At 63.6% G+C, this 23,665-nt stretch carries 21 protein-coding genes and 1 pseudogene; 10 read left to right on the plus strand and 12 right to left on the minus strand.

Annotated elements, in window-relative coordinates:
• Nucleotides 1–338: ISAs1 family transposase (locus IQ26_RS35145; protein WP_145722957.1), on the plus strand; the 338-nt coding region annotated here is incomplete at its 5' end.
• A 174-nt stretch (nucleotides 339–512) separates the two neighbouring features.
• On the opposite strand, the gene IQ26_RS35150 is transcribed toward IQ26_RS35145, so the two are convergent.
• Nucleotides 513–941, minus strand: a complete 429-nt coding sequence (locus IQ26_RS35150) for a phasin family protein (protein WP_145722959.1) — start codon at nucleotides 939–941, stop codon at nucleotides 513–515.
• Between the two features lie 95 nt (nucleotides 942–1,036).
• On the minus strand, nucleotides 1,037–2,332 hold the full coding sequence (locus IQ26_RS35155; protein WP_145722960.1) for a DUF445 domain-containing protein: 1,296 nt from the start codon (nucleotides 2,330–2,332) through the stop codon (nucleotides 1,037–1,039).
• A 199-nt stretch (nucleotides 2,333–2,531) separates the two neighbouring features.
• Here IQ26_RS35155 and rirA point away from each other — a divergent pair, with 199 nt between their 5' ends.
• Nucleotides 2,532–2,993, plus strand: a complete 462-nt coding sequence (rirA, locus tag IQ26_RS35160; RefSeq protein ID WP_145722961.1) for an iron-responsive transcriptional regulator RirA — start codon at nucleotides 2,532–2,534, stop codon at nucleotides 2,991–2,993.
• Between the two features lie 6 nt (nucleotides 2,994–2,999).
• On the opposite strand, the gene IQ26_RS35165 is transcribed toward rirA, so the two are convergent.
• The 5 genes from IQ26_RS35165 to hemP are packed head-to-tail and all read right to left on the minus strand — an operon-like array spanning nucleotide 3,000 to nucleotide 7,136.
• Complete coding sequence (locus IQ26_RS35165; RefSeq protein WP_145722962.1) at nucleotides 3,000–3,788, minus strand: heme ABC transporter ATP-binding protein; 789 nt, start codon at nucleotides 3,786–3,788, stop codon at nucleotides 3,000–3,002.
• Nucleotides 3,789–3,830: 42 nt separating this feature from the next.
• The gene (locus IQ26_RS35170; protein ID WP_145722964.1) at nucleotides 3,831–4,931 is read right to left on the minus strand and encodes a FecCD family ABC transporter permease; all 1,101 of its coding nucleotides are present in this window, start codon (nucleotides 4,929–4,931) and stop codon (nucleotides 3,831–3,833) included.
• Nucleotides 4,932–4,936: 5 nt separating this feature from the next.
• Entirely contained in the window at nucleotides 4,937–5,845 is a 909-nt protein-coding gene (locus tag IQ26_RS35175) for a heme/hemin ABC transporter substrate-binding protein (protein WP_145722965.1), read from the minus strand.
• Nucleotides 5,846–5,856: 11 nt separating this feature from the next.
• Nucleotides 5,857–6,918: a hemin-degrading factor gene (locus IQ26_RS35180; RefSeq protein WP_145722967.1), complete on the minus strand. Its 1,062-nt coding sequence runs from the start codon at nucleotides 6,916–6,918 to the stop codon at nucleotides 5,857–5,859.
• An 11-nt stretch (nucleotides 6,919–6,929) separates the two neighbouring features.
• On the minus strand, nucleotides 6,930–7,136 hold the full coding sequence (hemP, locus tag IQ26_RS35185; RefSeq protein WP_006335375.1) for a hemin uptake protein HemP: 207 nt from the start codon (nucleotides 7,134–7,136) through the stop codon (nucleotides 6,930–6,932).
• 304 nt (nucleotides 7,137–7,440) lie between these two features.
• Between hemP and IQ26_RS35190 the strand changes: the two genes are divergently transcribed.
• From IQ26_RS35190 to hmuQ, 4 genes are all read left to right on the plus strand, one after another.
• Nucleotides 7,441–9,612, plus strand: a complete 2,172-nt coding sequence (locus tag IQ26_RS35190) for a TonB-dependent hemoglobin/transferrin/lactoferrin family receptor (RefSeq protein WP_240547403.1) — start codon at nucleotides 7,441–7,443, stop codon at nucleotides 9,610–9,612.
• Nucleotides 9,613–9,617: 5 nt separating this feature from the next.
• Complete coding sequence (locus IQ26_RS35195) at nucleotides 9,618–10,061, plus strand: hypothetical protein (RefSeq protein ID WP_145722971.1); 444 nt, start codon at nucleotides 9,618–9,620, stop codon at nucleotides 10,059–10,061.
• A 226-nt stretch (nucleotides 10,062–10,287) separates the two neighbouring features.
• Nucleotides 10,288–11,166 (plus strand): TonB family protein, encoded by an 879-nt coding sequence (locus tag IQ26_RS35200; RefSeq protein WP_322791136.1) that lies wholly within the window; start codon nucleotides 10,288–10,290, stop codon nucleotides 11,164–11,166.
• A gap of 68 nt (nucleotides 11,167–11,234) precedes the next feature.
• A complete protein-coding gene (gene hmuQ, locus IQ26_RS35205; RefSeq protein WP_145722975.1) occupies nucleotides 11,235–11,549 on the plus strand; it encodes a heme-degrading protein HmuQ in 315 nt (104 codons plus the stop codon).
• A 64-nt stretch (nucleotides 11,550–11,613) separates the two neighbouring features.
• On the opposite strand, the gene putA is transcribed toward hmuQ, so the two are convergent.
• Complete coding sequence (gene putA / locus IQ26_RS35210; RefSeq protein ID WP_145722977.1) at nucleotides 11,614–15,225, minus strand: bifunctional proline dehydrogenase/L-glutamate gamma-semialdehyde dehydrogenase PutA; 3,612 nt, start codon at nucleotides 15,223–15,225, stop codon at nucleotides 11,614–11,616.
• Between the two features lie 162 nt (nucleotides 15,226–15,387).
• Between putA and IQ26_RS35215 the strand changes: the two genes are divergently transcribed.
• The gene (locus IQ26_RS35215) at nucleotides 15,388–15,840 is read left to right on the plus strand and encodes an Lrp/AsnC family transcriptional regulator (protein WP_145722978.1); all 453 of its coding nucleotides are present in this window, start codon (nucleotides 15,388–15,390) and stop codon (nucleotides 15,838–15,840) included.
• 89 nt (nucleotides 15,841–15,929) lie between these two features.
• Here the strand turns inward: IQ26_RS35215 and IQ26_RS35220 are convergent, their stop codons facing one another.
• Both IQ26_RS35220 and IQ26_RS35225 read right to left on the minus strand, forming a co-directional pair.
• Entirely contained in the window at nucleotides 15,930–17,126 is a 1,197-nt protein-coding gene (locus tag IQ26_RS35220; RefSeq protein ID WP_145722980.1) for a cytochrome-c peroxidase, read from the minus strand.
• Entirely contained in the window at nucleotides 17,123–17,572 is a 450-nt protein-coding gene (locus tag IQ26_RS35225) for a FixH family protein (protein ID WP_145722988.1), read from the minus strand. The genes IQ26_RS35220 and IQ26_RS35225 overlap by 4 nt, the downstream gene beginning before the upstream one ends.
• 231 nt (nucleotides 17,573–17,803) lie before the next feature.
• On the opposite strand from IQ26_RS35225, the gene IQ26_RS35230 reads away from it, so the two are divergent.
• Nucleotides 17,804–18,724, plus strand: a complete 921-nt coding sequence (locus tag IQ26_RS35230) for a sugar kinase (RefSeq protein ID WP_145722982.1) — start codon at nucleotides 17,804–17,806, stop codon at nucleotides 18,722–18,724.
• A 134-nt stretch (nucleotides 18,725–18,858) separates the two neighbouring features.
• On the opposite strand, the gene IQ26_RS35235 is transcribed toward IQ26_RS35230, so the two are convergent.
• Nucleotides 18,859–19,899, minus strand: a complete 1,041-nt coding sequence (locus IQ26_RS35235) for a class I SAM-dependent methyltransferase (RefSeq protein ID WP_145722984.1) — start codon at nucleotides 19,897–19,899, stop codon at nucleotides 18,859–18,861.
• Between the two features lie 328 nt (nucleotides 19,900–20,227).
• On the opposite strand from IQ26_RS35235, the gene IQ26_RS35240 reads away from it, so the two are divergent.
• Nucleotides 20,228–22,222: a putative bifunctional diguanylate cyclase/phosphodiesterase gene (locus IQ26_RS35240; RefSeq protein WP_407660257.1), complete on the plus strand. Its 1,995-nt coding sequence runs from the start codon at nucleotides 20,228–20,230 to the stop codon at nucleotides 22,220–22,222.
• Between the two features lie 43 nt (nucleotides 22,223–22,265).
• Here IQ26_RS35240 and IQ26_RS35245 read toward each other — a convergent pair whose 3' ends face one another.
• A complete protein-coding gene (locus tag IQ26_RS35245; protein WP_145722986.1) occupies nucleotides 22,266–23,054 on the minus strand; it encodes a DUF899 domain-containing protein in 789 nt (262 codons plus the stop codon).
• A 422-nt stretch (nucleotides 23,055–23,476) separates the two neighbouring features.
• On the opposite strand from IQ26_RS35245, the pseudogene IQ26_RS35250 reads away from it, so the two are divergent.
• A pseudogene (locus IQ26_RS35250) lies at nucleotides 23,477–23,665 on the plus strand (IS110 family transposase); the annotation flags it as partial.

A 23,665-nucleotide genomic window follows, 5' to 3' on the forward strand; every position in this document is an offset into this window, starting at 1 on the left:
CCATCGCCATGGTCGAGACACGCATCGAGACGGGTACCGAGGTCAGGGTCGAGCGGCGATGCTACATCTCCTCCCGTGTCCTCTCCGCGAAAGCCTTTGCCGAGGCCGCCAGAGCCCATTGGGGCATCGAGAACGGGCTCCACTGGGTTCTCGATGTCCAGTTCAAGGAGGACCAATCGCGCCTGCGCCGCGGCCATGGTGCCACAAACATGGCGATGGTCCGCCACCTCGCCCTCAATCTCATCCGCGCTATGCCCGGCAAACAATCCATCAAGGGAAAGCGAAAACTCGCAACCTGGGATACCGGCTACCTCTTGGCCGCCCTCCAAGCGCGTTAACCTGGACTCGTTGCCCTGGCGCGATCCCGCCGCGTCAATGCCTGTATCCAGTGGAAACAGGTTTATCCGGATCAGGAGAAACTTTGCGCGCCTCGCCGGGCGAGGCGCAACAATACGGCTTTCAGGAGCCGGATAGACGGAAGAAAAGTCCACCTGCTTTCATTTGGGAACAGCTTACTTCTTATCGTAGCCGGTGCGGATTTCCTCCATGGCCTCCTTGATGCGGTCGCGCAGGATCTCGACCGATTCGGTGCCGGATTTCCTGGCCAGCTCGGCAACCTCACCGGCATTCTTCAATGCGGTCTCGAAGGATTTCCTGGCGAACGCCGCTTGCTTGGCCATCAAGTCCCGAGGATCGCCCGGCGCCCTGTAGCCCTGCGCCATGTCGGCGATTTCGTGCAGCGTGTCCTGCAGCATCTCGCGCTGCCTGGAGAGCAGCGACGACGCTCCGGCGGCACTTGCCCTGGCCGATTTTTCCAGTGCTTCGAGGTTCTTGCGATGATGGTTGAGGATCGCCTCGACATCGACTTTCGGCAGCTTCAGGTCGCGGCCAAACCTGCCGAACATGTCCATGAAGGAGTCGGAATCCGGTTGCTTTGCCATGGTGGTTCTCCCCTGTTGCCGCGAATGCGGTGACCGGAAGGGAGAATAGAGCACTGGAGCTTCGCGGTCCATTCGCACGCGCAATGCATCGTGGCTCAGCCGACGAGGAACAGCCGTTCCACCGTATGGAGCCCGACGCCGGCAAGGCCGCCGATGAGCATGCCGTTGAAGCGGATATATTGCAGGTCCCTGCCGATGTTCATCTCGATCAGCCTGGTGAGCTGGGCAAGATCCCAGCGCTTGACCTGATCGGCGATGAATTTCGACACGCCGCTCTTCTGGCTTTCGACGAAGGAAGACAGCGCCACAACGAAACCCTGGTTCATGTCGGCCCTGATCTGCGCGTCACCGGCAAGATGACGGCCGACCTCGACGAACATGTTGGCGAGATGCGCGCGGATCATCGAATTCGGCGCCTTGGCGTCCTGCTCGATGAACAGGCTGAGGCTTTCCCACATGTCGCCGGCCAGCGCCTTCAGCTCCGGCCGGGCGAGGAAATCGCGCTTCAGCTTCTCGGCGCGCTTGGCGTATTGCTTGGACGTCCTCAGCCGCTCGACGAAGGTCAGGACAAAACGGTCGAACTCGGCGCGCATCGGGTGATCGGGATCGGCCCTCACCTCGTCGAGCAGCGAACCGGCGGAGGCGACGATCTTCTTCAAAAGATAGGCGTCGGCGCGGAACAGGTTGAACAGCGACGGCAGTTCCTCGCGGATCTTCTCGCGCATCGTCGCCAGCGCCTGCTCGTCGCTCAGGAAGCGGCCGACGACCTTGGTGAATTCGTCGAACAGTCTTTGGTGTCGGCGGTCGTCGGTCAGGGCCGACAGCAGCTCGGCGGCGAGCGGCGCCAACGGCACCTTTTCGATCTGCTCCAGCATGCGGCTGGTGACGAAGCCACGTAGGCCGGATTGCTCGACGGCCGCCAGCGTCTGCGGCACCAGCCGGCCGACGAAATGCGACAGATCGGCGGCGCGGTTGGGGTCGGCCAGCCAGTCCGCGACGAGCGCGGAAAAGTCGACCTCGGCGAGCTTTTCGCGCACCGGCTCGGGCGCCAGGAAGTTGACCTCGATGAAGCGGCCGAGATTGTCGGCGATGCGGTTCTGGTTCTCCGGGATGATGGCGGTGTGCGGGATCGGCAGGCCGAGCGGCCGCCTGAACAGCGCCACCACCGCATACCAGTCGGCCAGCCCGCCGATCGTCGCGGCCTCGGCGAAAGCGGCGACGAACCCCAGCCACGGATAGTCGCCCTCGAACGACTTGGCCACCGCAAAGATGAGGACGCAGAGCGCGAGCGCTGCGGTGGCGACGAACTTGGTGCGCCGAAGCGCCGAAAGCTTGGCGTCCGCGTCGGCGTCGAACCGGGCGGATGCCAAAGTCGGTGCTGATTGTGACATGGATGAACTGCTCCTGGTCGATCTCGCGGACTTAACTTAGTGATGCGCTCACCCGAATGCCCGCCAGATCAGGGTCATGGTTTTGCGCGACCGCGCATACAAACTTGACAAAGAAATTCACCTATTGTGCGGTGCTTGTCTGGAATTATTCCAAGGTATAGGCCATATTAGGCTTGAGCTAATGCTTCGTGAGGACAAAATGCGGCTGACACGCCAGACCAACTACGCCATGCGCATCCTGATGTATTGCGCCGCGAATAACGATCGGCTGAGCCGCATCCCAGAGATCGCTGCCGCCTACTCGGTGTCTGAACTTTTCCTCTTCAAGATCCTGCAGCCTTTGGTCGAGCATGGCCTGGTCGAAACGGTGCGCGGCAGGAACGGCGGCGTCAGGCTCGGCCGCCCGGCCGAATCCATCACCCTGTTCGACGTCGTGCGCGTGACCGAAGAGAGCTTTGCCATGGCCGAATGCTTCGAGAACGACGCCGCCGAATGTCCGCTGGTCGACAGTTGCGCATTGAATTCGGCGCTGCGCGAGGCGCTCAACGCCTTCTTCGCCGTGCTCGCGCGCCATACGATCGCCGACATGGTGGCGGCGCGCCCAAATGTGCGCCACCTTCTCGGCATCGACATGCTCGAACGCCGGGCGCCGGCCGCCTGATTTTGCTTACGCCGCCGACTGCGGCAGCACGAACGGCACATTTCCGGCTGGCAGCGCGCCGACCCTGAGCCGGCAATCGAACACTTTTTCGATCAGGTCGTCGCTCAGCACGTCCCGCGGTGAGCCGGTGGCGGCAAGCCTGCCGCGATGCATGACGAAAATCCGGTCGGCATATATGGCTGTCAAATTGAGGTCGTGCAGGATGGCGACCACGCCGCCGCCCCGTCTGGCGAAATCGCGGGCGATGTTCATGATGATCAACTGGTGCTTGATGTCGAGGCTGGAAACCGGCTCGTCGAGAAACAGATAGCGCGGTTTGCCGTCGAGGACCGGCGCCCAGACCTGGCAGAGCACGCGGGCCAACTGCACGCGTTGCTGCTCGCCGCCCGACAGCTCCTGATAGAAACGGCCGGCAAAGCCGTCGAGATCGACCCGCGCCAGCGCCCGTTCGGGCAGGCGCTCGTCCTCGCCGGGCAGCGCGCCCGAGCGCCCGCCGAGCAGGCCGAGCCTGACGATCTCGCGCACCGTGAACGGGAAGGACAACGTCGTCGCCTGCGGCAGCACGGCGCGCAGCATAGCTGCCTCGACCGGCTTCATCGCCGACAGGTCGCGGCCGTTGATGGTGACCTCTCCCGAATAGGCAAGATCGCCGGAGAGCGCCCTCAAGAAAGTCGTCTTGCCCGAACCGTTGGGGCCGACGATGGCCGCGATTTCGCCGGGCCGCATGTCGAAATCGACATTGGCGACGATACGCTTGCCGTCGATCGCCACCGACACATCCCGCGCTTCGATCATGCCCGCACTTCGATCTTGAAAAGCCCTCTCACAGGTCCCCTCTCATAGGTCAATGACTCCCCGCTTGCGCAGCAGGATCCAGAGGAAGAACGGAGCGCCGGCGATCGCGGTGACGATACCGATCGGCAGCTCGGCCGGCGCCACGATGGTGCGTGCAACGGCATCGGCCAGCAGCAGCAGGCAAGCGCCAAGCAGAGCTGAGGCCGGCAGCAGGTAGCGGTTGTCCGGGCCGATGGCCAGGCGCAGCAGATGCGGCACGACGATGCCGACGAAGCCGATGCCGCCGCTGACGGCAACAGATGCCCCGACCGCCGCCGAAACGCCGATAACGGCCGTGTATTTCAGCCGCTGCACCGGGATGCCGAGATGGACGGCGGTGGCTTCGCCCAGCGCCAGCGCGTTGAGGCCGCGCGCCAGGAAAGGCATCGCCGAAAGCGCCAGCACGATGATCGGCCCGACGGAACCGATCTTCTGCCAGGTCGCGCCGGCAAGCGAGCCGAGTTGCCAGAAGGTCAGGCCGCGCAACTGCCGGTCGTCGGCCATGAAGATCAGGATGCCGGTCAGCGCCATGGCAAGGGCGGCGAGCGCAATGCCGGCGAGCAGCATGGTGGCGACCGAGGTTCGACCGCGCCTGGTGGCGACCTGATAGAGCACCAATGTCGTCGCCAGCCCGCCGCAGAAGGCGGCCAGCGGCAAGGCCAGCGTGCCCAGCACCGCGGTGAACGGCGCCAGCACCGTGGCGCCAAACACGATGACGGCCACCGCGCCGAGGCTCGATCCAGCCGAAACACCGATGAGACCGGGGTCTGCCAGCGGGTTGCGGAACAGCCCTTGCATGACCGCGCCGGAGACGGCGAGCGCGGCGCCGATCAGCACACCGAGAATGACGCGCGGCAGGCGGATGTCGTAGACGATCAGGCGGTCGCGGGCGCTCAGCGCCTCATTGCCGGGTGCTGCACCCAACAGCCAGTCGCCAACGACGCTGACGGCCGAGGCATCGGATGCGCCTGATGTCAGCGACAACAGGACGGCAACGGCAAGCCCCAGGCACAAAAGCAGGATGACGACGCGCGCGCGCCCCGAACGGTCGCCGTCGGATGCTGTCGCCATAATGCCCGCACCAGCGATCGATTGATCGGCCATCCTGCTCAGTCCGCGGTCTGCCCGCTATAAAGCGAGGCGGCGAGGTCGTGGATGACGTCGGCGGTGCGCGGCCCGAAGCCGAGCAGATAGCCGCCATCCATGCGAACCACCTTGCGCGCGGCACCCGCCGGTGTCGACAAGATGGACGGGTTCGCGAACAATTCGTCATCCGACGCTGCGGGACCGGCATTGTTCATCATCAGGATCACGTCAGGCCTGGCGGTGATAACAGCCTCGTCGGACAATTGCTTGTAGCCGGAGAAGCCGTCGACCGCGTTGACGCCGCCCGAAAGCTTGATGATGCCGTCGGCGGCGGTCTCGCTGCCGGAAGCGAGGATCTTGCCGCCCTGCATCGACAGCACGAACAGGACGCGCTTGCGGTCCTTGATCGAGGACGTCCGCTTTTCAGCGGCCTTCAGCTTGGCGTCGATCTCGGCTGCCAGCGCATCGGCCTTGGCGTCGGCGCCAAGCGCCTTGCCGACGATGTGGATCTTTTCGAGGATGCCTTCATGGTCGTAGCGCTCGGGCACCTCGATGAACGGGATGCTGGTTTTCTTCAGCACGTCGACGGCTTCCTTCGGGCCGCTGCCGTGCAGCGCCAGGATGCCCGACGGATTGACCGAAAGCACGCCTTCCGGCGACAGCTGGCGCATGTAGCCGACATCCGGCAGCTTGAGCGCCGCCTCGGGATAGCGGCTGGTCGAATCGCGGGCGACCAGCCGATCCTGCTCGCCGAGCGCAAAGACGATCTCGGTGATCGAACCGCCGATGGCCGCGATCTTCGAGGGATCCGCGAAGGTCTCCGTCTCTTCGGCGGCACGGGCCGGAAGCAATGCTGCAATCGCCAGGGAAAGGCCGATCGCCAGCCCAAGCGCCATTGTGAAAACACGCGCCCGTTTACGCAAAGGAGCCATTGTCGTTGTCCTCAGGCTGCGGTCGGGCTTGGAATGCGCGGCAGGTTCTCTGCCAGAAACCGCCAGTCCTCGCGCTCGCTCTCGCCTTCATGGCGTTTGCCGAAGAACTGGATGAACATCTTGCCGTCGGCGCCATAGGCTTCGAGCGACGTGACATGGCCGTCCTTGGTCGGTTTGCGCACGGCCCAGACTTCATGGATGTGGTCGGTTCGCAGATGCAGGTGGAAGGTTTCATCCAGCACGTTGATCCATGGCCCCATCGGCTTGATCGACTTGATCGGGCCGGAATGGATCTGGATGCAGCCGCGATTGCCGACAAAGCACATGATCGGCATTTCGCCCTCGGCGGCATGACGGAACATGGCGCTGACGGCATCGTTGTCGAGCAGCCAGGCGTAATCCTGGCCGACCATGCGCATCGCCTGGCGGCGGTCGAGCTTCAGCGTCTTCAGCATGCCGAAGAATTGATGCACGTCGGTCAGCCGGCTCCAGCGGTCGCGCAGATCGTCGACATCGGCGGAATCGACCGAAGGCTCGGCCTCGTCGGCAAATCCGCCCTCCGAAACCGCAACCGTCGGCTCCTGGTTCGGCGATTCGAGTTCGGCCACCAGCTTCTGATAGGCATAGAGGTTGGACGCGGGCCTGAGATGCACCTTGTGCACCGCCTCGCCCGCCGTATCGAAGAACTGCAGGCTGCGCCTGATATCGCCGCCGTCGCGCTTTTCGACGGCAAAGCCGTGCGCCCAGACTTTCGGGAAGATGCGCAGGTCGATGTTCTCGCCAAGCACCATGGCATTGTGGTTGCCGGTGACGACCTTGTCGTAGACGCCGATCTTCTCGTGCACGGCGCTTTCGTTGCGGGTCAGCGCCATGACCTCGCCGACTGCGTCGAGGCCGGTCAAAAGATCGTTGACGCGCGGCTCGACGCGGACGACGCCGTCGCCGCAATGCGCGGCGACCAGTTCGGCCTCCGAAATGCCGAGCTGGGCGGCGAGATCGCGCTCGCGCATCTTCGGATTGTCCGCCCGCGCCCGCCGGATTTCATGCGGGGCGGGTTTTACGCGCTGGTCCATATTCTTGATACCTACTTGTTGAGGATGAGCTTGCCCTGACGGGTGATCTTCAGCCGGTAGAGCGCTCCGTGGTGCTCGATGCCGATCTCGTGCTCGCCCTGGAACAGCGTGTTGCTGGACAGCGTCCTCACCGCTAGCGGGACCCTATCGAAACGAGCCGAATTGTCGTCGGAACGGCGGACGCGATAGCGAAAGTCACTGGGATTGTGCGTGTTCATTGGTTCGATCCCTTTCCTGTGCCGGGCGTCTGGCTAGGCGTTGCGTAGATGCCGATTCATTTCTTGACTTGAATAATCATGTTTACTAGTCAGTGCAATACCGGACTAAGTGAGTCAACATTTAAGACGCCGGACACGATCAAAAATGCCAGCGAGCGTCAGGCCAGCCAGCATCGAACCTGGATTTTTGGAGTTGGGGGCATGGGGTTGGCGAATTGGGGAACGGCTGGGTCTGGCGAATAGCAGCCCAGGTCCGGCGCATCGATCGATGGCAAAGGGGCGGTCTATGGCAAAGGGGCGGTCTATGGCAAAGGGCCGGTCTATCGCAAAGGGAGTGGCCGCATTGCTGGCGGGTGCCGCGGCGATCGCGCTGCTCACGCCGCCGGCCAATGCTCAACAGGCCCAACCGACAACAGACCAGCAAGCCGAACAGGCGCAGACGCCTGAAGAGGCCGGGCCGGCCCCGGCAGGCGTAACGCTGCTCGACCAGATCCTGGTCGTCAGCCGCACCGGCGAGACGGCAATCGAATCCCTATCTTCGACCAGTCATGTCGACCAGGAGCAGCTGGACCGGCGCATGGCGACGACGCCCAACGAAATGCTGTTGGGCGTGCCGGGTGTAGCGGTCCAGGCAGACGCAAGGCGCGTCAGTTCCTCGATCAACATCCGCGGCTTGCAGGATTTCGGCCGCGTCGCGGTGATCGTCGACGGTGCGCGCCAGAATTTCCAGCGCTCCGACCACGGCACGCAATCCACCTTCTATGTCGACCCAGAGCTCATCAAATCCGTCGACGTCATCCGCGGGCCGGTCGCCAACACCTACGGTTCGGGCGCCATCGGCGGCGTTGTGTTCTTCGAGACCAAGGACGCGGACGACTATCTTCGCGACGGCGAAACCTGGACAGCGTCCGCGACCGGACGCTACGAGAGCAATGGCGAAGGTTGGACGACCAGCGCCGCCGGCGCCTACCGTTTCAACGAAAACTGGGATGTGCTGGGCAACATCGTCTATCGCGACTACGACGACTACAAGGATGGCGGCGGCGATACGGTGAACGGCACCGGCTTCGACGTCTTGAGCGGCCTTCTCAAGACAACCATCCGCCCCAGCGAGAACAGCGAACTAAAGCTGGGCTGGAACGGCACGAGCGACGGGTGGAACGAGGTCAGCGGCGGCACGCCGGTGAATGACGTCGACCTGGAGGCGAATACCTTCACCGCCCGCTACAACATCACCGATGAAGACAAGAGCTGGCTCGATCTCCATATCAACGCCTCCTACAACAAGACCAAGCTGGACATGACAAGCCTTGTCCCGCAGAACCGGTTTGATCCCGTCACCGGTCTTCCCATCGTCCTACCGGCGGGTTCGATGTCGACTTTCGATGTCGGCACCTCGGGCATCGACATCTGGAACACCTCGCGCTTCGAGACCGCCGGGATCGCGCACGAGCTGACCTACGGGGGCGACTGGGTTGGCGACGACGTCGAGACGGGTGGCGCCGCAGGCGGCGACAGTTTCTATACCCCTTCGGGCAAGCGAAACGTTTCCGGCGCCTACGTCCAGGACAAGCTCACCTGGGACTGGCTCGAGGTAATCGCCGGCCTGCGCTACGACAGCTACAAGCTCGACAGCGATGTCGGCGAGACCTCCGGCGACCGGCTGTCGCCGCGCATCACCGTCGGCGTCTCGCCGTTCGAAACCGCCAGCCTTTCGGGACTGCAATTCTACGGCACCTATGCGGAGGGATATCGCTCCCCGTCGCTGTCGGAAACCCTCATCAGCGGCAACCATCCGGCAGGCGTCAGCTTTCCGTTTCTCCCCAATCCCGATCTGAAGCCTGAAACCGGCAAGACCGTCGAATTCGGCGTCAACTACAAGCACGACGACATCCTCGAAGCCGGCGACGCGTTTCGTTTCAAGGCGGCCTACTTCAACAACGACGTCGAAGACTACATCGACGGCGTCACCCTGTCGGCCTTCGATCCGACCAGCGGCTGTCCGTTCGGCCCCGGCATCCCGATCTGCTTCCAGTACCAGAACTTCGCAAAAGTCAAGATCCGCGGCTTTGAAATGGAGGGCGTCTACGACGCCGCCTGGGGTTTCGCCGGGCTTTCGGCCTCGATCATCGATGGCCACACTATCTCCTATGATGGCGAGCGGGCAGACCTCGTTACCGTTCCCTCCTCCCAGGTCACCGCGCAACTCGGCTTCCGCTTCCTGGAGGACAAGCTGACCGTCGGCGGCGAGGTGCAGTACAATGGCAAGCCGAAGGGCAACGCGATCGCCAAGGACTACACGCTGGTCAATGCCTTCGCCAGCTACCAGGCGACCGACAATTTCAAGGTCGATTTTCGCGCCGACAATCTGTTCGACGTGAAATACACCAATCCGTTGAATGCATCGGCCACGAGTGTAGTTTACGAACCTGGCGTCACGCTGAAGCTGGCGGCCACGATGCGATTTGGAGGCTGACGACAATGGCAAGCTTGACGGCATCGCTTCGCCTGCTGACCTCGGCGCTGGCAATGCCGCTTGTGATGGGTCCGGCGTGGGCGCAAGAGTCCGCGCCGGTCCCTGCTCTCACACTTGAGCTCAACGGCGCACAACCCTCCGAAAAGGGCTGCCGTTTGACGTTCGTGGTCAACAACACCCTGGGCGCCGACCTCTCGAAGGCGGCGTTCGAAATCGCGCTGTTCAACGAGGCCGGCGTCGTCGATCGGCTGACCGTGCTCGACTTCAAGGACCTGCCGGCGGGCAAGACCAAGGTGACGCGTTTCGATCTTGCCGGCGCCGACTGCGCCAAGGTCAGCCGCGTGCTGATCAACAGCGCGACGGAATGCGCCGGCACCGGCATCGAGCCGGACGCCTGCATGCGCGGGCTGAAGACCGAGACCAAGACCGGCATCGCATTCGGGGTCTGAGAAGACAGTGGGACTGGAGCCCGCACTCGGTCGAAACATTGTGGCACGGCCGTTGGCCACCTCCGTTCTGTGGCCGCTAGATGCCAACGATCTTGATTTGACAAGTCCGCGCCGGTCGCGGCAGGTCTCGTCGCGAGCCATGCAGAAAATCAGTCCCCTCCCCGACGCCAATGGCGAACTGGCGATTGCGCCGACCGAACCGCTTGCGCCGGCCCGGCCGTCAGCCATGAGCCGCAAATGGACGGCCGCGATCATCGCCTCCTGCCTGTTTCATGCCGCGGTGGCGGCCGCTTTTCTCATCACACCTGCCGGCACATTCGATTCCAAGGATGCAATCCAGATGGAAGGCACCGATCAAACCGGCGCCAACGTGGTCGGCAGCGCCTTGGATGGTCAGGCCCCGGGCGCGATAAACGTTACCTTGGTGCCCGACCCGCAGCCGGCCAAGCCTGAGGTCAAGCCAGAGCCGCCTGCCGACCGGCCCGCCAGGGAAATGGCCGCGCAGCCCCCCGCGCCCTTGCCGCAGATTGTCAAACAACCCACCGCCGCGCCAGACATACTGATGGCCGAGACCCCACGCCTGGACGAACAGAGTGTGGCTCCGAAGATTGAAACGCCGGCAGAGCCGGCCGCTCCGGCCGAAAGCACCGAGGCGCTTCCTGCCGATGTCGGACAGCCGCCGATCCCGACCGCAAGGCCAAGCGTGGCAGCAGGTCTTGGCGGAGCGGGCGAAACGAACGAGGCCCGCGGCGCAGCGGATGGCGAGGAACGCGACGCGGTGACTTCCAGCACGGGCAAGAAGCAGGCAGCGGCAGGCAATGCGATAGAATCCCGCTACAGCGGCGAAGTTCAGAAGAAGCTTGCCCGCGCCAACCGTCGTGTTTCGAAATCGATACAAGCGAGCGCTCGCAACAATGCCAGGGTCGTATTCGTTGTCATGGCCGACGGCAGCATCAGCGACATACAGCTTGCCGAAAGCTCAGGTTCTGCGGAACTCGATCAATTCGCTTTGACACTGGTGCGCAAGCAAGCACCGTTCCCTCCCATTCCAACCGAAACTGGCAAGTCAAGTTGGGTATTCAAAGCGCGGATCGGTCCATTTTAACAGCCTGCGCCTCAGCGTTTCAGGCAATCCACCAAGCATCATAATCCGCAATCCCGAAAGGACAGCCAATGTACATCGCCATGAACCGCTTCAAGGTCCAGAACGGCTCTGAAGAGGCCTTCGAGGACGTCTGGAAAAACCGTGATTCCAGCCTTTCGGAGATGAAAGGTTTCAAGGAGTTTCATCTGCTGCGCGGTCCGGTCAACGAAGCCGAAGGCTACACGCTGTTCGCCTCGCACACCGTGTGGGCGAGCGATGAGGATTTTGTCGCCTGGACCAAGTCCGAGAATTTTCGCGCCGCGCACCGCAATACCGGCACCACCAAGGTGCACTATCTCGGTCACCCGCAGTTCGAGGGCTTTTCGGTCGTCGAGGGCGTATGACATGGCCTCGCCCGGTGGCCGGATTTGCAGCGCGTGTTTATTCGGGCGAAAGCCGGGTTGACCCTTAAGCCGCGGCCAGCAGGCTGGCATTGCCGCCCGCAGCCGTCGTGTCGACGCACACGGCGCGCTCATGCGCATAGGCCGCCGGGTTGAGCACTTCGCTGACCAGCGGCATGATCGGGCCCGCGCGGTCGGCGATGACTTTCCGCACGATGCGCGCGGCCTCGGGCGTGCCGGAAAAGGCGACGACGTCGACACGCAGCGAGCGCGCCTCGACCGGGTCGGGACGGCCGTCTATGGCCGCCAGCGGCAGGCCCTTGCCGGTCAGCGCCGAAAGTGCCGCCGGCGCACCCGGCGCGACGGCCAGCACCGCATTGCCGGCCGCGAGTGCCTGAATGGTCTGGGCAAGCAGCGTGTCGGCGTCCGGCCCCAGGCAGAGCACGCGGCCGCGCGGCGACAGCGACAGCGTGTTGGCTTCGCCGGTCGGTCCGGGCAGGTCGACCTGGCCGAAATCGATGCCGGCGGCGGCACCGATGGCCGCGGCACCCTTGCCGCGCAAATGCTTTCTGAGCACCGCCACGCGGTCCGCCCGAATCGACCAGCCGCCCAGCGTGGGGTCTGGCAGATTGTCGGCGAGTTCGGTCGCCGTCACCTTGCGGCCGTCAAGAATAGGCGTGCCGGCCTCCGGCCCCTTGCGGAACCGCCTGAGATAGTGCGGCCCGCCGGCCTTCGGCCCGGTGCCTGAAAGCCCTTCGCCACCGAAGGGCTGCGAGCCGACCACGGCGCCGATCTGGTTGCGGTTGACGTAGATGTTGCCGGCATGGATGCCGTCGACAAAATGCTGGGCGCGGCCCTCGATGCGGGTATGCAAGCCAAAGGTCAGGCCATAACCCTTGCGGTTGATCGCGGCGATGACCGTATCGATGTCGTCGGCGTCGAACGTGGCGACATGCAGCACCGGCCCGAACACCTCGCGCTCCATGTCCTCGATGCCCTTGACCCGAAAGACATGCGGCGCGACGAAGCGGCCGTTCTTCGGCGGTTCGAGCTTGGCGATCAGCCGGCCTTGCAGGCCCATTTTGGTGCAATAGTCGCGGATCGATTCCTGGGCCTCTTCATCGATGAGCGGGCCGACATCGGTGGAGATCTGCCAGGGATCGCCGACGCCGAGCGCTTCCATCGCCCCCTTCAGCATCTCCAGCATTTTCTTCTCGACGTCCTTCTGCACGTAGAGCACGCGCAACGCCGAGCAGCGCTGGCCGGCGCTCTGGAAAGCCGAGGCAAGGATGTCACGCACCGCCTGCTCGGGAAGCGCGGTGGAATCGACAATCATCGCATTCAACCCGCCGGTCTCGGCGATCAGCATGGCGTCGGGCGCTGCGGTCTCGGCCAGTTGCTTTTCGATCAGCTTGGCGACCTCGGTCGAGCCGGTGAAGCAGACACCGGCAATGCGCGGGTCGGCGGTCAGCGGTCCGCCGACCGCCGGGCCGTCGCCGGGCAGAAGCTGGATCACGTCTTCCGGCACGCCGGCCTCGCGCAGCATTTCGACGGCGCGGAAGGCGATCAGCGGCGTCTGCTCGGCCGGCTTGGCGATCACCGAATTGCCGGTCACCAGCGCGGCGGCGATCTGGCCGGTGAAGATGGCGAGCGGAAAATTCCACGGCGAGATGCAGGCGATCACGCCTCGCGCCTCGGTTCCCGGTTCGGCATTGGCCGCTTCGGCCGCGTAATAGCGCAGGAAATCGACGGCCTCGCGCACTTCGGCAACACCGTCGGCCAGCGATTTGCCGGCCTCGCGGGTGGCGAGCGCAAAGAACTCGACCGCGTTCGCCTCATAGAGATCGGCGGCGCGATTGAGGATGGCGGCGCGCTCGGCAACGGCACACTTCGCCCATACCGGCTGCGCCTCGACGGCGATGCGCACGGCGGTCGCGACCTGCTTGGCGGTGGCCTCGGTTACCCTGCCGACCACCTCGTCAGGCCTTGCCGGATTGACCACCGGGCGCTGCTTGCCATAGCCGGCGGCCCGCGTGATCGGCTTGGCGTGCCAGCGATCCGGCCCGGCGAACTCCGCCCTTGCCGTCTCGATCGCAGTCAGCGTGACGGCGTCGGTGATGTCGAACCCCTTCGAATTGCGACGGCTGGCGCCGAAGATCGCCGACGGCCGGGCGATCGCCGGATTGGCGGCGGAACCCTGCTTCTCGACCGTTTCGAGCGGGTCGCGGGCGATCTCCTCCGGCTCGACCTCCTCATCGGTAAGCTGGTGGACGAAGGAGGAGTTGGCGCCGTTTTCCAGCAACCGGCGGACCAGATAGGCAAGCAGGTCGGAATGGGCGCCGACCGGCGCATAGATACGGCAACGCGTGCCCTCGGCCCGGCGCACCGTCTCGTGCAGCGCCTCGCCCATGCCGTGCAGGCGCTGGAACTCGAAGGAATCGCGGTTCGTCGCCATCGACAGGATGGCGGCGACCGTGTGGGCGTTGTGGGTGGCGAACTGCGGATAGATGCGCTCGGTCATCGACAGCAGCTTCTTCGCACAGGCCAGGTAGGACACATCTGTGTTGGCCTTGCGGGTGAAGACCGGATAGCCGTCGAGCCCGAGCGTCTGCGCCCGCTTGATCTCGGTGTCCCAATAGGCGCCCTTGACCAGGCGCACCATGATGGTGCGGTCGTATTTCTTCGCCAGCGCATGGAGCCAGTCGATGGTGAACGCCGCGCGCGGGCCATAGGCCTGGACGACGACGCCAAAACCGTTCCAGCCGGCAAGCTCCGGCTCGGCCAGCACGCGTTCGATGACGTCGAGCGACAGGTCGAGGCGGTCGGCCTCCTCGGCGTCGACGTTGAGGCCCATGCGCGAATGGCGCGCCGCCAGCGCCAGCGACAAAAGCCGATCGGCCATGACGGGCAGCATCTTTTCCTTCTGCGCCACCTCGTAGCGCGGATGCAGCGCCGAAAGCTTGACCGAGATGCCGTGGTTCTGGCGGATGTCGGGGCCGTTGGCGCCGGCATCAAGCGATGAGATGGCGTCGGCGTAGGCCTTCAGATAGCGCAAGGCATCGGCCTCGGTGCGGGCTGCCTCGCCCAGCATGTCGAAGGAATAGAGATAGCCCTTCTGGGTCATCGTCCGGCCGCGCCTGACTGCCTCGGCGATGCTGCGGCCGAGCACGAACTGCTCGCCCATTTCGCGCATCGCGGCGGCGACCGCCTTGCGGATGACCGGCTCACCCAGCCGGCGCACCATGGCGCGCAGCGTGCCTTCGATGCCGCCTTCGCCTTCGTCGAGCACCCGGCCGGTCAGCATCAGCGCCCAGGTCGACGCATTGACGAAAATCGAGCTCGAGCCGCCCGAATGCGCCGACCAGTCGTGCGGCGCGATCTTGTCGGCGATGAGGTCGTCCATCGTCTCGGTGTCGGGCACCCGCAGCAGCGCCTCGGCCAGACACATCAGCGCCACGCCCTCCTTGGTGGACAGGCCGTAGGCGGACAGGAACACTTCCATCAGCCGCGGATCGGACGAGCCGCGCACCGCCCGCACCAGATCGGCCGCGCGGGCCGAGATTGCCTTCCGCTCTTTGGCCGAAAGCGCTGTCGCCTCGGCCAGCCGCTTCACGGCCTCGCCTTCGTCAGGCAAGTAATTGGCACGGATCTGCTGTCGGATGGCATCGAGCGCTGGCATGGCGGTCCTATGGAGCGAGCATCAGGGAGCGGGCCGGCGGTCACCGGACCGAATGGCGCAAGCTAGCACAAAGCCCGATTTCAGTCGGTCCAAAGAAATCGACAGTACAGGTCGATTGGTCTATCGTGCGGCCTGATTTTCTCCAACTTGACCACGAATTCGATGACAGAAGACCAATTGGACCGCATCGACAGGAACATCCTGTCGGCGCTGGGCAGCAATGGGCGGCTTTCCATGTCGGAACTGGCGGCAAAGGTCGGCCTGTCGAAGACGCCGGTGCAGGCGCGGGTCAAGCGGCTGGAAAAGGACGGCGTCATCCGTGGCTACCAGGCGATCATCGACCGTGAGCGCATGGGCGAAGGCCATGTCGCCTTCGTCCAGGTGAAATTGTCCGATACCCGCTCGGCCGCGCTCGATGCCTTCAACCGTGCCGTACAGGCAGTGTCGGAAATCGAGCAGTGCCACATGATGGCGTCGAGCTTCGACTATCTGCTGAAGGTCCGCACCACGGACATCGCCGCCTATCGCCGCGTGCTCGGCGAGCGCATCTCCGCCCTGCCCCACGTCGCCCAGACCTCGACCTTCGTGGCGATGGAGACGGTGAAGGACCGGTAATTGAGCCTGCTGCGATGGCGAACCTTCGATGTCGGCGCGAAGGATCGCTACCGAGCAGCCCTTATTCGAGTCGTAGCATCCCGCCAACTTCACTCCGCCAGCGTTTTCAGGAATGCCACCAGCGCCGCGCGCTCGCGGTCCGAAAGCTGCAGCGGGTGGACCTCGGACGTGCCCTCGACACTCGCCGGCGCCTTCGAATAATGCGCCACCACCTCGTCGAGCGAGGAAAACTGCCCGGCATGCATGTAGGGCGCACGCGTGGCGGCGCCGCGCAGCGACGGTGTCTTGTAGGCGCGGACGAGTTCCGGTCCACTTTTGACCATGAAGCGCAGCTCGCCGCAGGCGCTGGCCTCGCCATCGCGAAACGCGCCGAAACAGTTGAATGGGTCAGCCTCGACCTGCGCCACCGCGTCGACGCGGCCGCGGTCCGGCGGCAAATTGGCAACCGGCGGCACGCCGGTATTGTGAAAACCGCTGTCGGTGAAGCGCGGCCCGGTATGGCACGTCACGCAATTGGCCTTGCCGATGAACAGCTTCAGCCCGAGGATTTCCTCGGGCGAAAAGGCATCGTCGCCCGGCTGTATACCGGTAGCCAAGGCGGCGGCGAACCGGTCGAAGCGCGTCCGCGGCGGCGCGATCGACCGCTCGAAGGCGGCGATCGCCTTGCCGATATTGGCGAAGACGCGGTTGACGGCCTCGGCCTGCGCAGCGGGCATCGCGTTCCACGCCGCCTTCTGGACATCGCTGCCGAGCGGACTGGCATTGGCCGGCACATCGGAAAGATCGGGCAGCGGCCCGAAGATGCGCTCGTAGCGCTCGCCGAAGCGCGCCTTGATATAGTGCGCGTAGGCGGCGCGGTTGCCGGCCTGCTCCAGCGGATTTTCCAGCGGCGCCAGCGCCTGCGCCCAAAGACTGTCGCGCCGCCCGTCCCAGAAGAACCATGGATCATGCGCGACGCCGGCCAGCGGCATGGTGCGCCGGTTGGTGCGTCCGACGCCGACCGCTCGCGGCAGGTCGTCCTGGAACTGCCGGTCGATCTTATGGCAGGTCGAGCACGAGACCAAGCCGTCGCCGCTCATCCCGGTGTCGAAGAACAGCGTCGAGCCGAGGGCGGCGGCGGCCGGCACATCGGCGTAGCGGTTGGTGGTGTCGGTCTTCAGCGGCGGCAGCGCCGACAGCGCCAGCGAGGCGATGGTGTTCTTCTCGGCATCGGAAAAGGCCAGCTTGCCGCAGCCGGCAAGCACGGCCATCGCCAGCAGCGCGAGAAGGCGTGAAAGCCGGCTCACAGCAGCACATCGAAGACGACCGTGTCGGATCCGGCCGCCGCGGAGATGGCGAAATGCAATTGCCACAGTCCGCTCATCGTGAATTTCACCCCGTCGATGCGATAGCACCCGTCGCCCAGATAATCGGTCGCCTGCGGGCTGGTCGGCAGGCCGTGCCTGTGCTGCGGCATGCCGCCGGAAATCGTGATCGCCGCCGCTTCCACCGGGACTCCCGCATCTGTCTTGAGGGTCAGCAGCCAGGATTGCAGCTCGCCTTGCCGGACATCGCCCCGCTCCGGCTCGAAACTGGCCACGAACAACCCGTTCGCCGTCTTCTTCGAGCGTACAATCTCTGAGCCGGCACGCTGCGGCGCGTGCGGCGCGGTCAGATAGACGGCGGCGAGAACGCCCGTCAATAATGCAGCCAGACCGAGCCCTGCCAGAACATAGCGCCATAACGATGCCAAACCGGTTCCCTCTTCAGGATAACGTCTCGCTAAGCAGATCGCGTCCCGCCGCGCCGTTGAGAAAACGCATCTGGCGCAAAATCCGTTGACGCCAAGCATGGCGCTGCCGGCCGCAAAAAGCTACAGCAGCGGGTCTTGGTTTTGTGCATGTCGTTATCCCAAAACCGCTGCGTACCCTTGGGTCAGGCTCAAGGGCAAGCTTTGGAGCGACATGCACCAGGAGAGAGATTCATGACAGGAAACGGCGTCGCCTCGATCGGTGAATGCATGCTCGAACTTTCAGGCCAGGCGGGACCGAACTGGCGGATGAGTTTTGCCGGCGACACGTTCAACACGCTGTGGGCGCTGCACGCGCTGAGCGGCGACCGGCCGGCGACCTATGTCTCGGCCTTCGGTGACGACCCGTTCTCGCGCGACCAGATCGATTTCTTCGCGCAAAACGGCATCGGCATCGGCGCCAGCCCGGTCATTTCAGGGGCACGGCCCGGCCTCTACGCGATCACGCTGACCGGCGCCGAACGCTCCTTCACCTACTGGCGCGGCGATGCGGCCGCAAAGCAGCTTGCCTCCGATCCGGCAACCTTGGCGAAAAGCCTTGAAAATCAGGCGCTTGTCTACTTTTCCGGAATCACCTTGGCAATTCTGGATGATGCCGCGCGCAAGACGTTGCTGGCAGTGGTCGCCAAGGCCCGCGCCGCCGGTTCGCTTGTCGCCTTCGATCCCAACTACCGGCCGCGGCTATGGCGCCAGCAGGAGGAAGCGCAAGCTTCGATCTTCGATGCGCTTGCAGTCACCGACATCGCGCTGCCGACCTTTCCCGACGAGCAGATGCTGTTCGGCGACGCATCGCCGCAGGCAACCGCGCAACGGCTTGGCAAATTGGTCGGCGAAGTCGTCGTCAAGAACGGCGAGGAGCCGGCGCTGATCGCCGCAAACGGAACGCTACGTTCCGTTCCGGCCATCCATGTCGCCGCCCCCGTCGACACGACCGGCGCCGGCGATTCCTTCAACGGCGCCTATCTCGCCGCCCGGCTTGCCGGCCACGCCCCGGCCGATTCCGTGCTGCGCGCGCATCGCGTCGCAGCAAGCGTCGTTCAGGTCCGCGGCGCGCTGGCGCCGTTCGAGACGTTGAGGGCGGCGTTCGCAGATTAGGCAGGGGCTGATGAGAGCGGAGGTCGAACTCCGCTTCCGCCGGCACAAGCCGTTGCTTCTAGCGCACGCGTGAGTACTCCGGTCGGAAGTGCTTGAGGTTTTCACGTCCGCCGGCGTGCAGCCCAAGGCGGTCGCTACCCGCGCTTTTCGATGACGCCGTACAGGACGTTGCGGTTCTCGCCAAAGAACACCTGCGCTTCGACGGTGTTGCGGTCGACGCTGGCATTGATGATGTTCCACATGTCGGCCTCCGAGCGCTGCAGCAGCGCCCAGTTCATGACCGTCTCCATGAAGCCGTCGTCGATCATTTCCGGCGAGAAATTGGCGAAGAGAAAGGTCCCGCCCGGCTTCAGCTTGCGCAGGCAGCACCGGGTGAGCTTAACGGCTACCTTGTGGGTAAGGTAATCGTAGAGACCCGCCGCATAGATAAAATCGAACCGGCCGAGTTCGTAGGCGTTGGTCAGCAGGCCACTAACGGAGCCGTCGAGCGCCTCAACGGCGGTTCCGCGAAAGTCGCGCGCGACCGATCCGACGCTCTGGGGATCCTGATCGAGTGCAATCCACCGCTTGATCCGCCCTTCGCGAAGGGCGACGGAACGATCGGCTTCGCGCAGATGTCCCGCGGCGATGGTGAGGATTTCCGTCTCCCGCCCTTGAAGAGCCGCGGTTTCGTCGACATGCCGCGCCAGGAGATCGCGCCGCTCCCTCACGGCGTTCGAGGAAAGGGAATCCTTCGTGCTGTCGTAAAGCGCCTTCCCGAGCGGGCTGGCGCCGGCGATCTCCGCCGCGACGCTCGGATGGCCGTAGATGAAGTCAAGCAGATGGGCGTCGCCCGAATACCCCCTGGGCTTTTCGAACGACCAGCGCGTGAAAGGATCCTGCAGGAAGAACTCCAGGGCCGGGTGGTTCTGGGCGATCGGGATGAGTTCCTGCCAGACCGCCGGATGCACCTTGCCGCGCAATGCATGCAGATCGACATTGGCGCGATTGATGATCGCGGCCGTGTCGCTCTCCCGTTCGAACCTTTGCCCGGCAAACCCCAGGACCAGCGCCAGCTCGGCCTTGCCAGCTTCGAACTGCTCGTCATGCCGACGGGGGCGGCGCGGGGAAACCAACGCGTCCGCGATTGCTTTGGGAGTGATAAGACTTTCCCCGTCGAATGACATTTGATTCATACTGCAACCTTTATGTTAATACTCCATTAACCTTACGGCTAAATGAAAGCGTTTGCCAAGGAGGACGAAAGCAAATTCTCCTGTAGGGTCGGCGTGTGTGCAGTCGGCGCCCGTTGCCACCGAATATTTGATGAAAATTGGCGGAATGCCGAAGAACCTTAGGTAATGAGGCATCTGCTATGGTGGTCTCGTTGGAGCCTGAAACGAGTTGCGGTCGGGTCGGGGGATCAGTCTGTCTAGTGTGCGACGAACATCGAGGTCGAACGCCGTCCAACCGAGAAGTGTAACAAATCGCGTTGCGCGAGGGGGCAATCCGCTGGGTCAGTCCGTGCCAGAACCGTCGACCGATCGTGTCGAAGAAGGTCTGCCGCAGCGGCGCCAGCTGTCGCGGGACGAGCTTCCCGTTCTCTACCAGCAGTACCACGACGAACATGGAACGAAGGCGACCAGGCTAGGGATCTGGTCCTCGTTTTTCGTCTACATGCTCTTCTCGATCACCGATATCCTGCTGGTGCCGGACGTCGCGGCCTACACCGTCGCCGCGCGCTTCACGTTCGGCGTGGTGATGTTGTCGATATTCGAGTTGCTGTTTCGCTGGAACGGCAGATCCGCCTGGTTGGACCGGCTCTGCGCCGCGGCCGTCTTCCTCGGATATTTGATCTGGCTCGTCCCGTCGATGATGACCGAGCACACGGTAAACATGTCGTACTACATGGTTTTCGGCGCCATTTTCATGATGGGCGCGAACCTGTTTTTCAGCTTTCAATTTCAGTTGTCGGTCATAACCTCGAGCCTTGTGTTTTCCGTTTTCTTCCTGGCCATGATGGTCCTCTATCCGCACGACACGTCGTATCAGATCGCTTTCGGCACCTTCTATCTCTCATGCTTCGTTTTCACGTCCTACGTGAACTGGAAGCTGAACCAGGAGCGTTACAACGTCTTCCTGAACGCCCTCGAAGCCAAAATCCAGCACAAGGAAGCCACCGAACGCGGACAGGCGCTGTTGAACCTGTCGAGAACCGATCCGCTTACGGGGCTGGAGAATCGGCGTGCGATCGACGAGAAGCTGCGGCACTACTGGAGCGACTGGCAAAGGTATGGCAGCGGTTTTGTGGCGATCCTCATCGACGTGGACTTCTTCAAAAGGTTCAATGACTTCTATGGGCATCAAGAAGGCGACCGCTGCCTGATTCTTGTCGCCAATGCCCTTGCCGATATGGTCAAGCAGCACAATGGCTCAATCGGCCGCTACGGCGGTGAAGAATTCATTGTCCTGGCTCACATGGAGAAAAGAGAACAGGTCGCGGATATCGCGGAAGCCATTCGAAGCACGGTGGAGAACCTCGCGATTGCCCACGAGCACCGCAGGGACGGCACCTCGGTTGTGACGGTGAGCGTTGGCGCTGCATTCACCAGGCCGCAGACCAGCGCCAAGCTGGAGAAGATCATCCACGAGGCCGATCGCGCGCTCTATCTGTCAAAAGCAGGCGGTCGAAATTGTGCTCGGCTGTTCGATCCAAACGATCCCCAGAGCAGCGACGAGAGCGAGAACATTGCGGCTTTGCTGAAGATCGCGATCGGCCAGGATCTCGTTTCGCTCGTCTATCAGCCGATCCAGAATGTCGCGTCCGGCCGGGTTGAAGCCGTCGAGGCTCTGATGCGCCTCAAGATGCTGGACGGTACATCGGTTCCGCCGAGCCTGTTCATTCCCGTGGCGGAACGAACCGGCGCGATCCTGGCGCTCGGGCGCTGGGCAATAAGGACGGTGTGCGCTGAGCTCCTGGCGCAGGATCACGTCCGTGTCGTCAGTGTCAACGTCTCTCCAATTCAGCTCAAGACGCCCGGCTTCGCAGCTTCCGTTGCGACCATTTTGAGCGACACTGGCGTAGCCGGCGGCAGGCTGGCCTTCGAAATCACCGAAGGGTTGGAGATGGAGATACACTCCGACATTCTTCGCTGCATCAGCGACCTGAAGCTGCTAGGGATCAGGATCTGGCTCGATGATTTCGGGACCGGCTTCGCGGGCCTCTCATGGCTTCGTCTGATCGATTTCGATACGGTGAAGATCGACCGCTCGTTTCTTCATGACTGCGGCGCCCCGAGGGGCAAGGCGATGCTGCAGGACATTATCGCCCTGGTCCGAAATCGCGGCCATAAAATCTTGGTCGAAGGGGTGGAAACCGACGAGCAGATGTCCCTTGTACGCGAACTCGGCATAGATGAAGTCCAAGGCTTTTATCTCGGTCGTCCTGCTCCCGCCGCGAGGTTCCGCACGAGACCGGCTGCCCACAAACGCTCACTTTCACTTGTCAAGTCCGCATGAACAGCGGCGGAGCGACCGTCGGATCCACCGGAACCGGCCTGGCTCATGGCTTGGTGCTTGCCTCCCGGAACGCCGCCTCTCCGGCTTCCGACACCTCGGCCCACTTCTTGTCGGCTGCTGGATCCGCGGCGTAGCTGTCGTGCCAGTTCCACCACTTGTAGGTCGGGGTCTGGGGATAGCCTTCGGGCGAGTCCTCCCAAACCTCCTGGCGGCCGAGCGGCGTCGCGTCGAGGTAGCTCCAGACCGTCCCCATCGCCTCGTCGCCGCGGCTGTTGATGAAGTAGGTGCGGAACACCCGTTCGCCGTCGCGGATGAACACGTTGTGGCCGTGCCACTCGTCAACGCCGAAGTCGGCATCGAAGCTGTCGGTGATGGTGTACCAGGGCATCTCCCAGCCCATTTGCGCCTTGAGGCGCACGATGTCCGCCTGCGGTGCGCGCGAGGCGTATACGAGGGTGGTGTCGCGGGCATTCAGATGGGCGAGGTTGCCGACCTGATCGGCCCCGAGCGAGCAGCCGCGGCAGGCGTGGTCGGGCCAGCCGAACACTCCGGGCTCGAAGAAGGCGCGGTAGACGATCAGCTGACGGCGGCCGTCGAACAGGTCGAGCAGGCTGGCCTTTCCGTCAGGTCCCTCGAAGGCATACGTCTTCTCCACCGCCATCCACGGCATCCGCCGCCGCTCGGCGGCCAGGGCGTCGCGGGCACGGGTCTGGGCTTTTTCCTTCACGAGCAGCTGCTCGCGGGCCGCCTCCCACGCCTGCGGCGACACCACCGGTGGTGTGTGCATGGCAGGCTGTCCGCCTTTCCGTCCGTTCTCGGCTGATGTAGTCATGGCTTAACCTCCTGATTTGGGCGAATGCCCGCGCCTCACCGCTGAAGCGCGATTCCATTCGCTGTTCATCGCTCGTCGTTGGTCGTGAGATAGTTTGGCACCGGAAAGCGGACGGTGGGAGTAACAAGTGTGGCGCTATTTTGGATGGAGTGGCTGCTGGTAGCCGCGGCGCGTGCGTTGGAAGCGGCCTCGGCGCTATGACCGCGTTTCGAATAGGAATGTTGCGCCAAAGCTGTCCTTACCGAGTTGATCTCGAAGTGTCGCGTTTGGGCCGGAGAACGAACATGACGTAATCGCGGGAGCGGTGGCCACCAAAGCTGTGGCGGCGATGTTCGGAGCTCTAGCCGGCTGGCTGTCCCCCGCTAGGATGAAGAACGGGCTCACGATGGACACCGGGCCCAGGCATCGAACGGAGGACAGCCATGAAGCAGTATATCGGTCTCGACGTATCCATAAAAGAGACGGCAATTTCGATCCGGCAGGACGGCAAGAGGATTTGGCGGGGCAAGTGCGCGTCCGACCCGCAACTGCTCGCGGCGGTGATCCGCAAGCGCGCACCGTATGCCTGGCGGGTCGTGTTCGAGACGGGGCCGCTGTCGGTGTGGTTCTAC

This window comes from Mesorhizobium tianshanense (assembly GCF_007830515.1).
In the GTDB taxonomy this organism is placed as follows: Bacteria; Pseudomonadota; Alphaproteobacteria; order Rhizobiales; family Rhizobiaceae; genus Mesorhizobium; species Mesorhizobium tianshanense.

Coding starts and splice junctions, on each gene's coding strand:
- IQ26_RS35230 (WP_145722982.1), top strand. CDS start 17,804: ATGACAGGAAACGGCGTCGCCTCGATCGGTGAATGCATGCTCGAACTT.
- IQ26_RS35155 (WP_145722960.1), bottom strand. CDS start 2,332: ATGTCACAATCAGCACCGACTTTGGCATCCGCCCGGTTCGACGCCGAC.
- putA (WP_145722977.1), bottom strand. CDS start 15,225: ATGCCAGCGCTCGATGCCATCCGACAGCAGATCCGTGCCAATTACTTG.
- IQ26_RS35200 (WP_322791136.1), top strand. CDS start 10,288: ATGAGCCGCAAATGGACGGCCGCGATCATCGCCTCCTGCCTGTTTCAT.
- IQ26_RS35165 (WP_145722962.1), bottom strand. CDS start 3,788: ATGATCGAAGCGCGGGATGTGTCGGTGGCGATCGACGGCAAGCGTATC.
- IQ26_RS35195 (WP_145722971.1), top strand. CDS start 9,618: ATGGCAAGCTTGACGGCATCGCTTCGCCTGCTGACCTCGGCGCTGGCA.
- IQ26_RS35180 (WP_145722967.1), bottom strand. CDS start 6,918: ATGGACCAGCGCGTAAAACCCGCCCCGCATGAAATCCGGCGGGCGCGG.
- IQ26_RS35190 (WP_240547403.1), top strand. CDS start 7,441: ATGGCAAAGGGCCGGTCTATCGCAAAGGGAGTGGCCGCATTGCTGGCG.
- IQ26_RS35215 (WP_145722978.1), top strand. CDS start 15,388: ATGACAGAAGACCAATTGGACCGCATCGACAGGAACATCCTGTCGGCG.
- IQ26_RS35235 (WP_145722984.1), bottom strand. CDS start 19,899: ATGAATCAAATGTCATTCGACGGGGAAAGTCTTATCACTCCCAAAGCA.
- hmuQ (WP_145722975.1), top strand. CDS start 11,235: ATGTACATCGCCATGAACCGCTTCAAGGTCCAGAACGGCTCTGAAGAG.
- hemP (WP_006335375.1), bottom strand. CDS start 7,136: ATGAACACGCACAATCCCAGTGACTTTCGCTATCGCGTCCGCCGTTCC.
- IQ26_RS35170 (WP_145722964.1), bottom strand. CDS start 4,931: ATGGCCGATCAATCGATCGCTGGTGCGGGCATTATGGCGACAGCATCC.
- IQ26_RS35245 (WP_145722986.1), bottom strand. CDS start 23,054: ATGACTACATCAGCCGAGAACGGACGGAAAGGCGGACAGCCTGCCATG.
- IQ26_RS35150 (WP_145722959.1), bottom strand. CDS start 941: ATGGCAAAGCAACCGGATTCCGACTCCTTCATGGACATGTTCGGCAGG.
- rirA (WP_145722961.1), top strand. CDS start 2,532: ATGCGGCTGACACGCCAGACCAACTACGCCATGCGCATCCTGATGTAT.
- IQ26_RS35175 (WP_145722965.1), bottom strand. CDS start 5,845: ATGGCTCCTTTGCGTAAACGGGCGCGTGTTTTCACAATGGCGCTTGGG.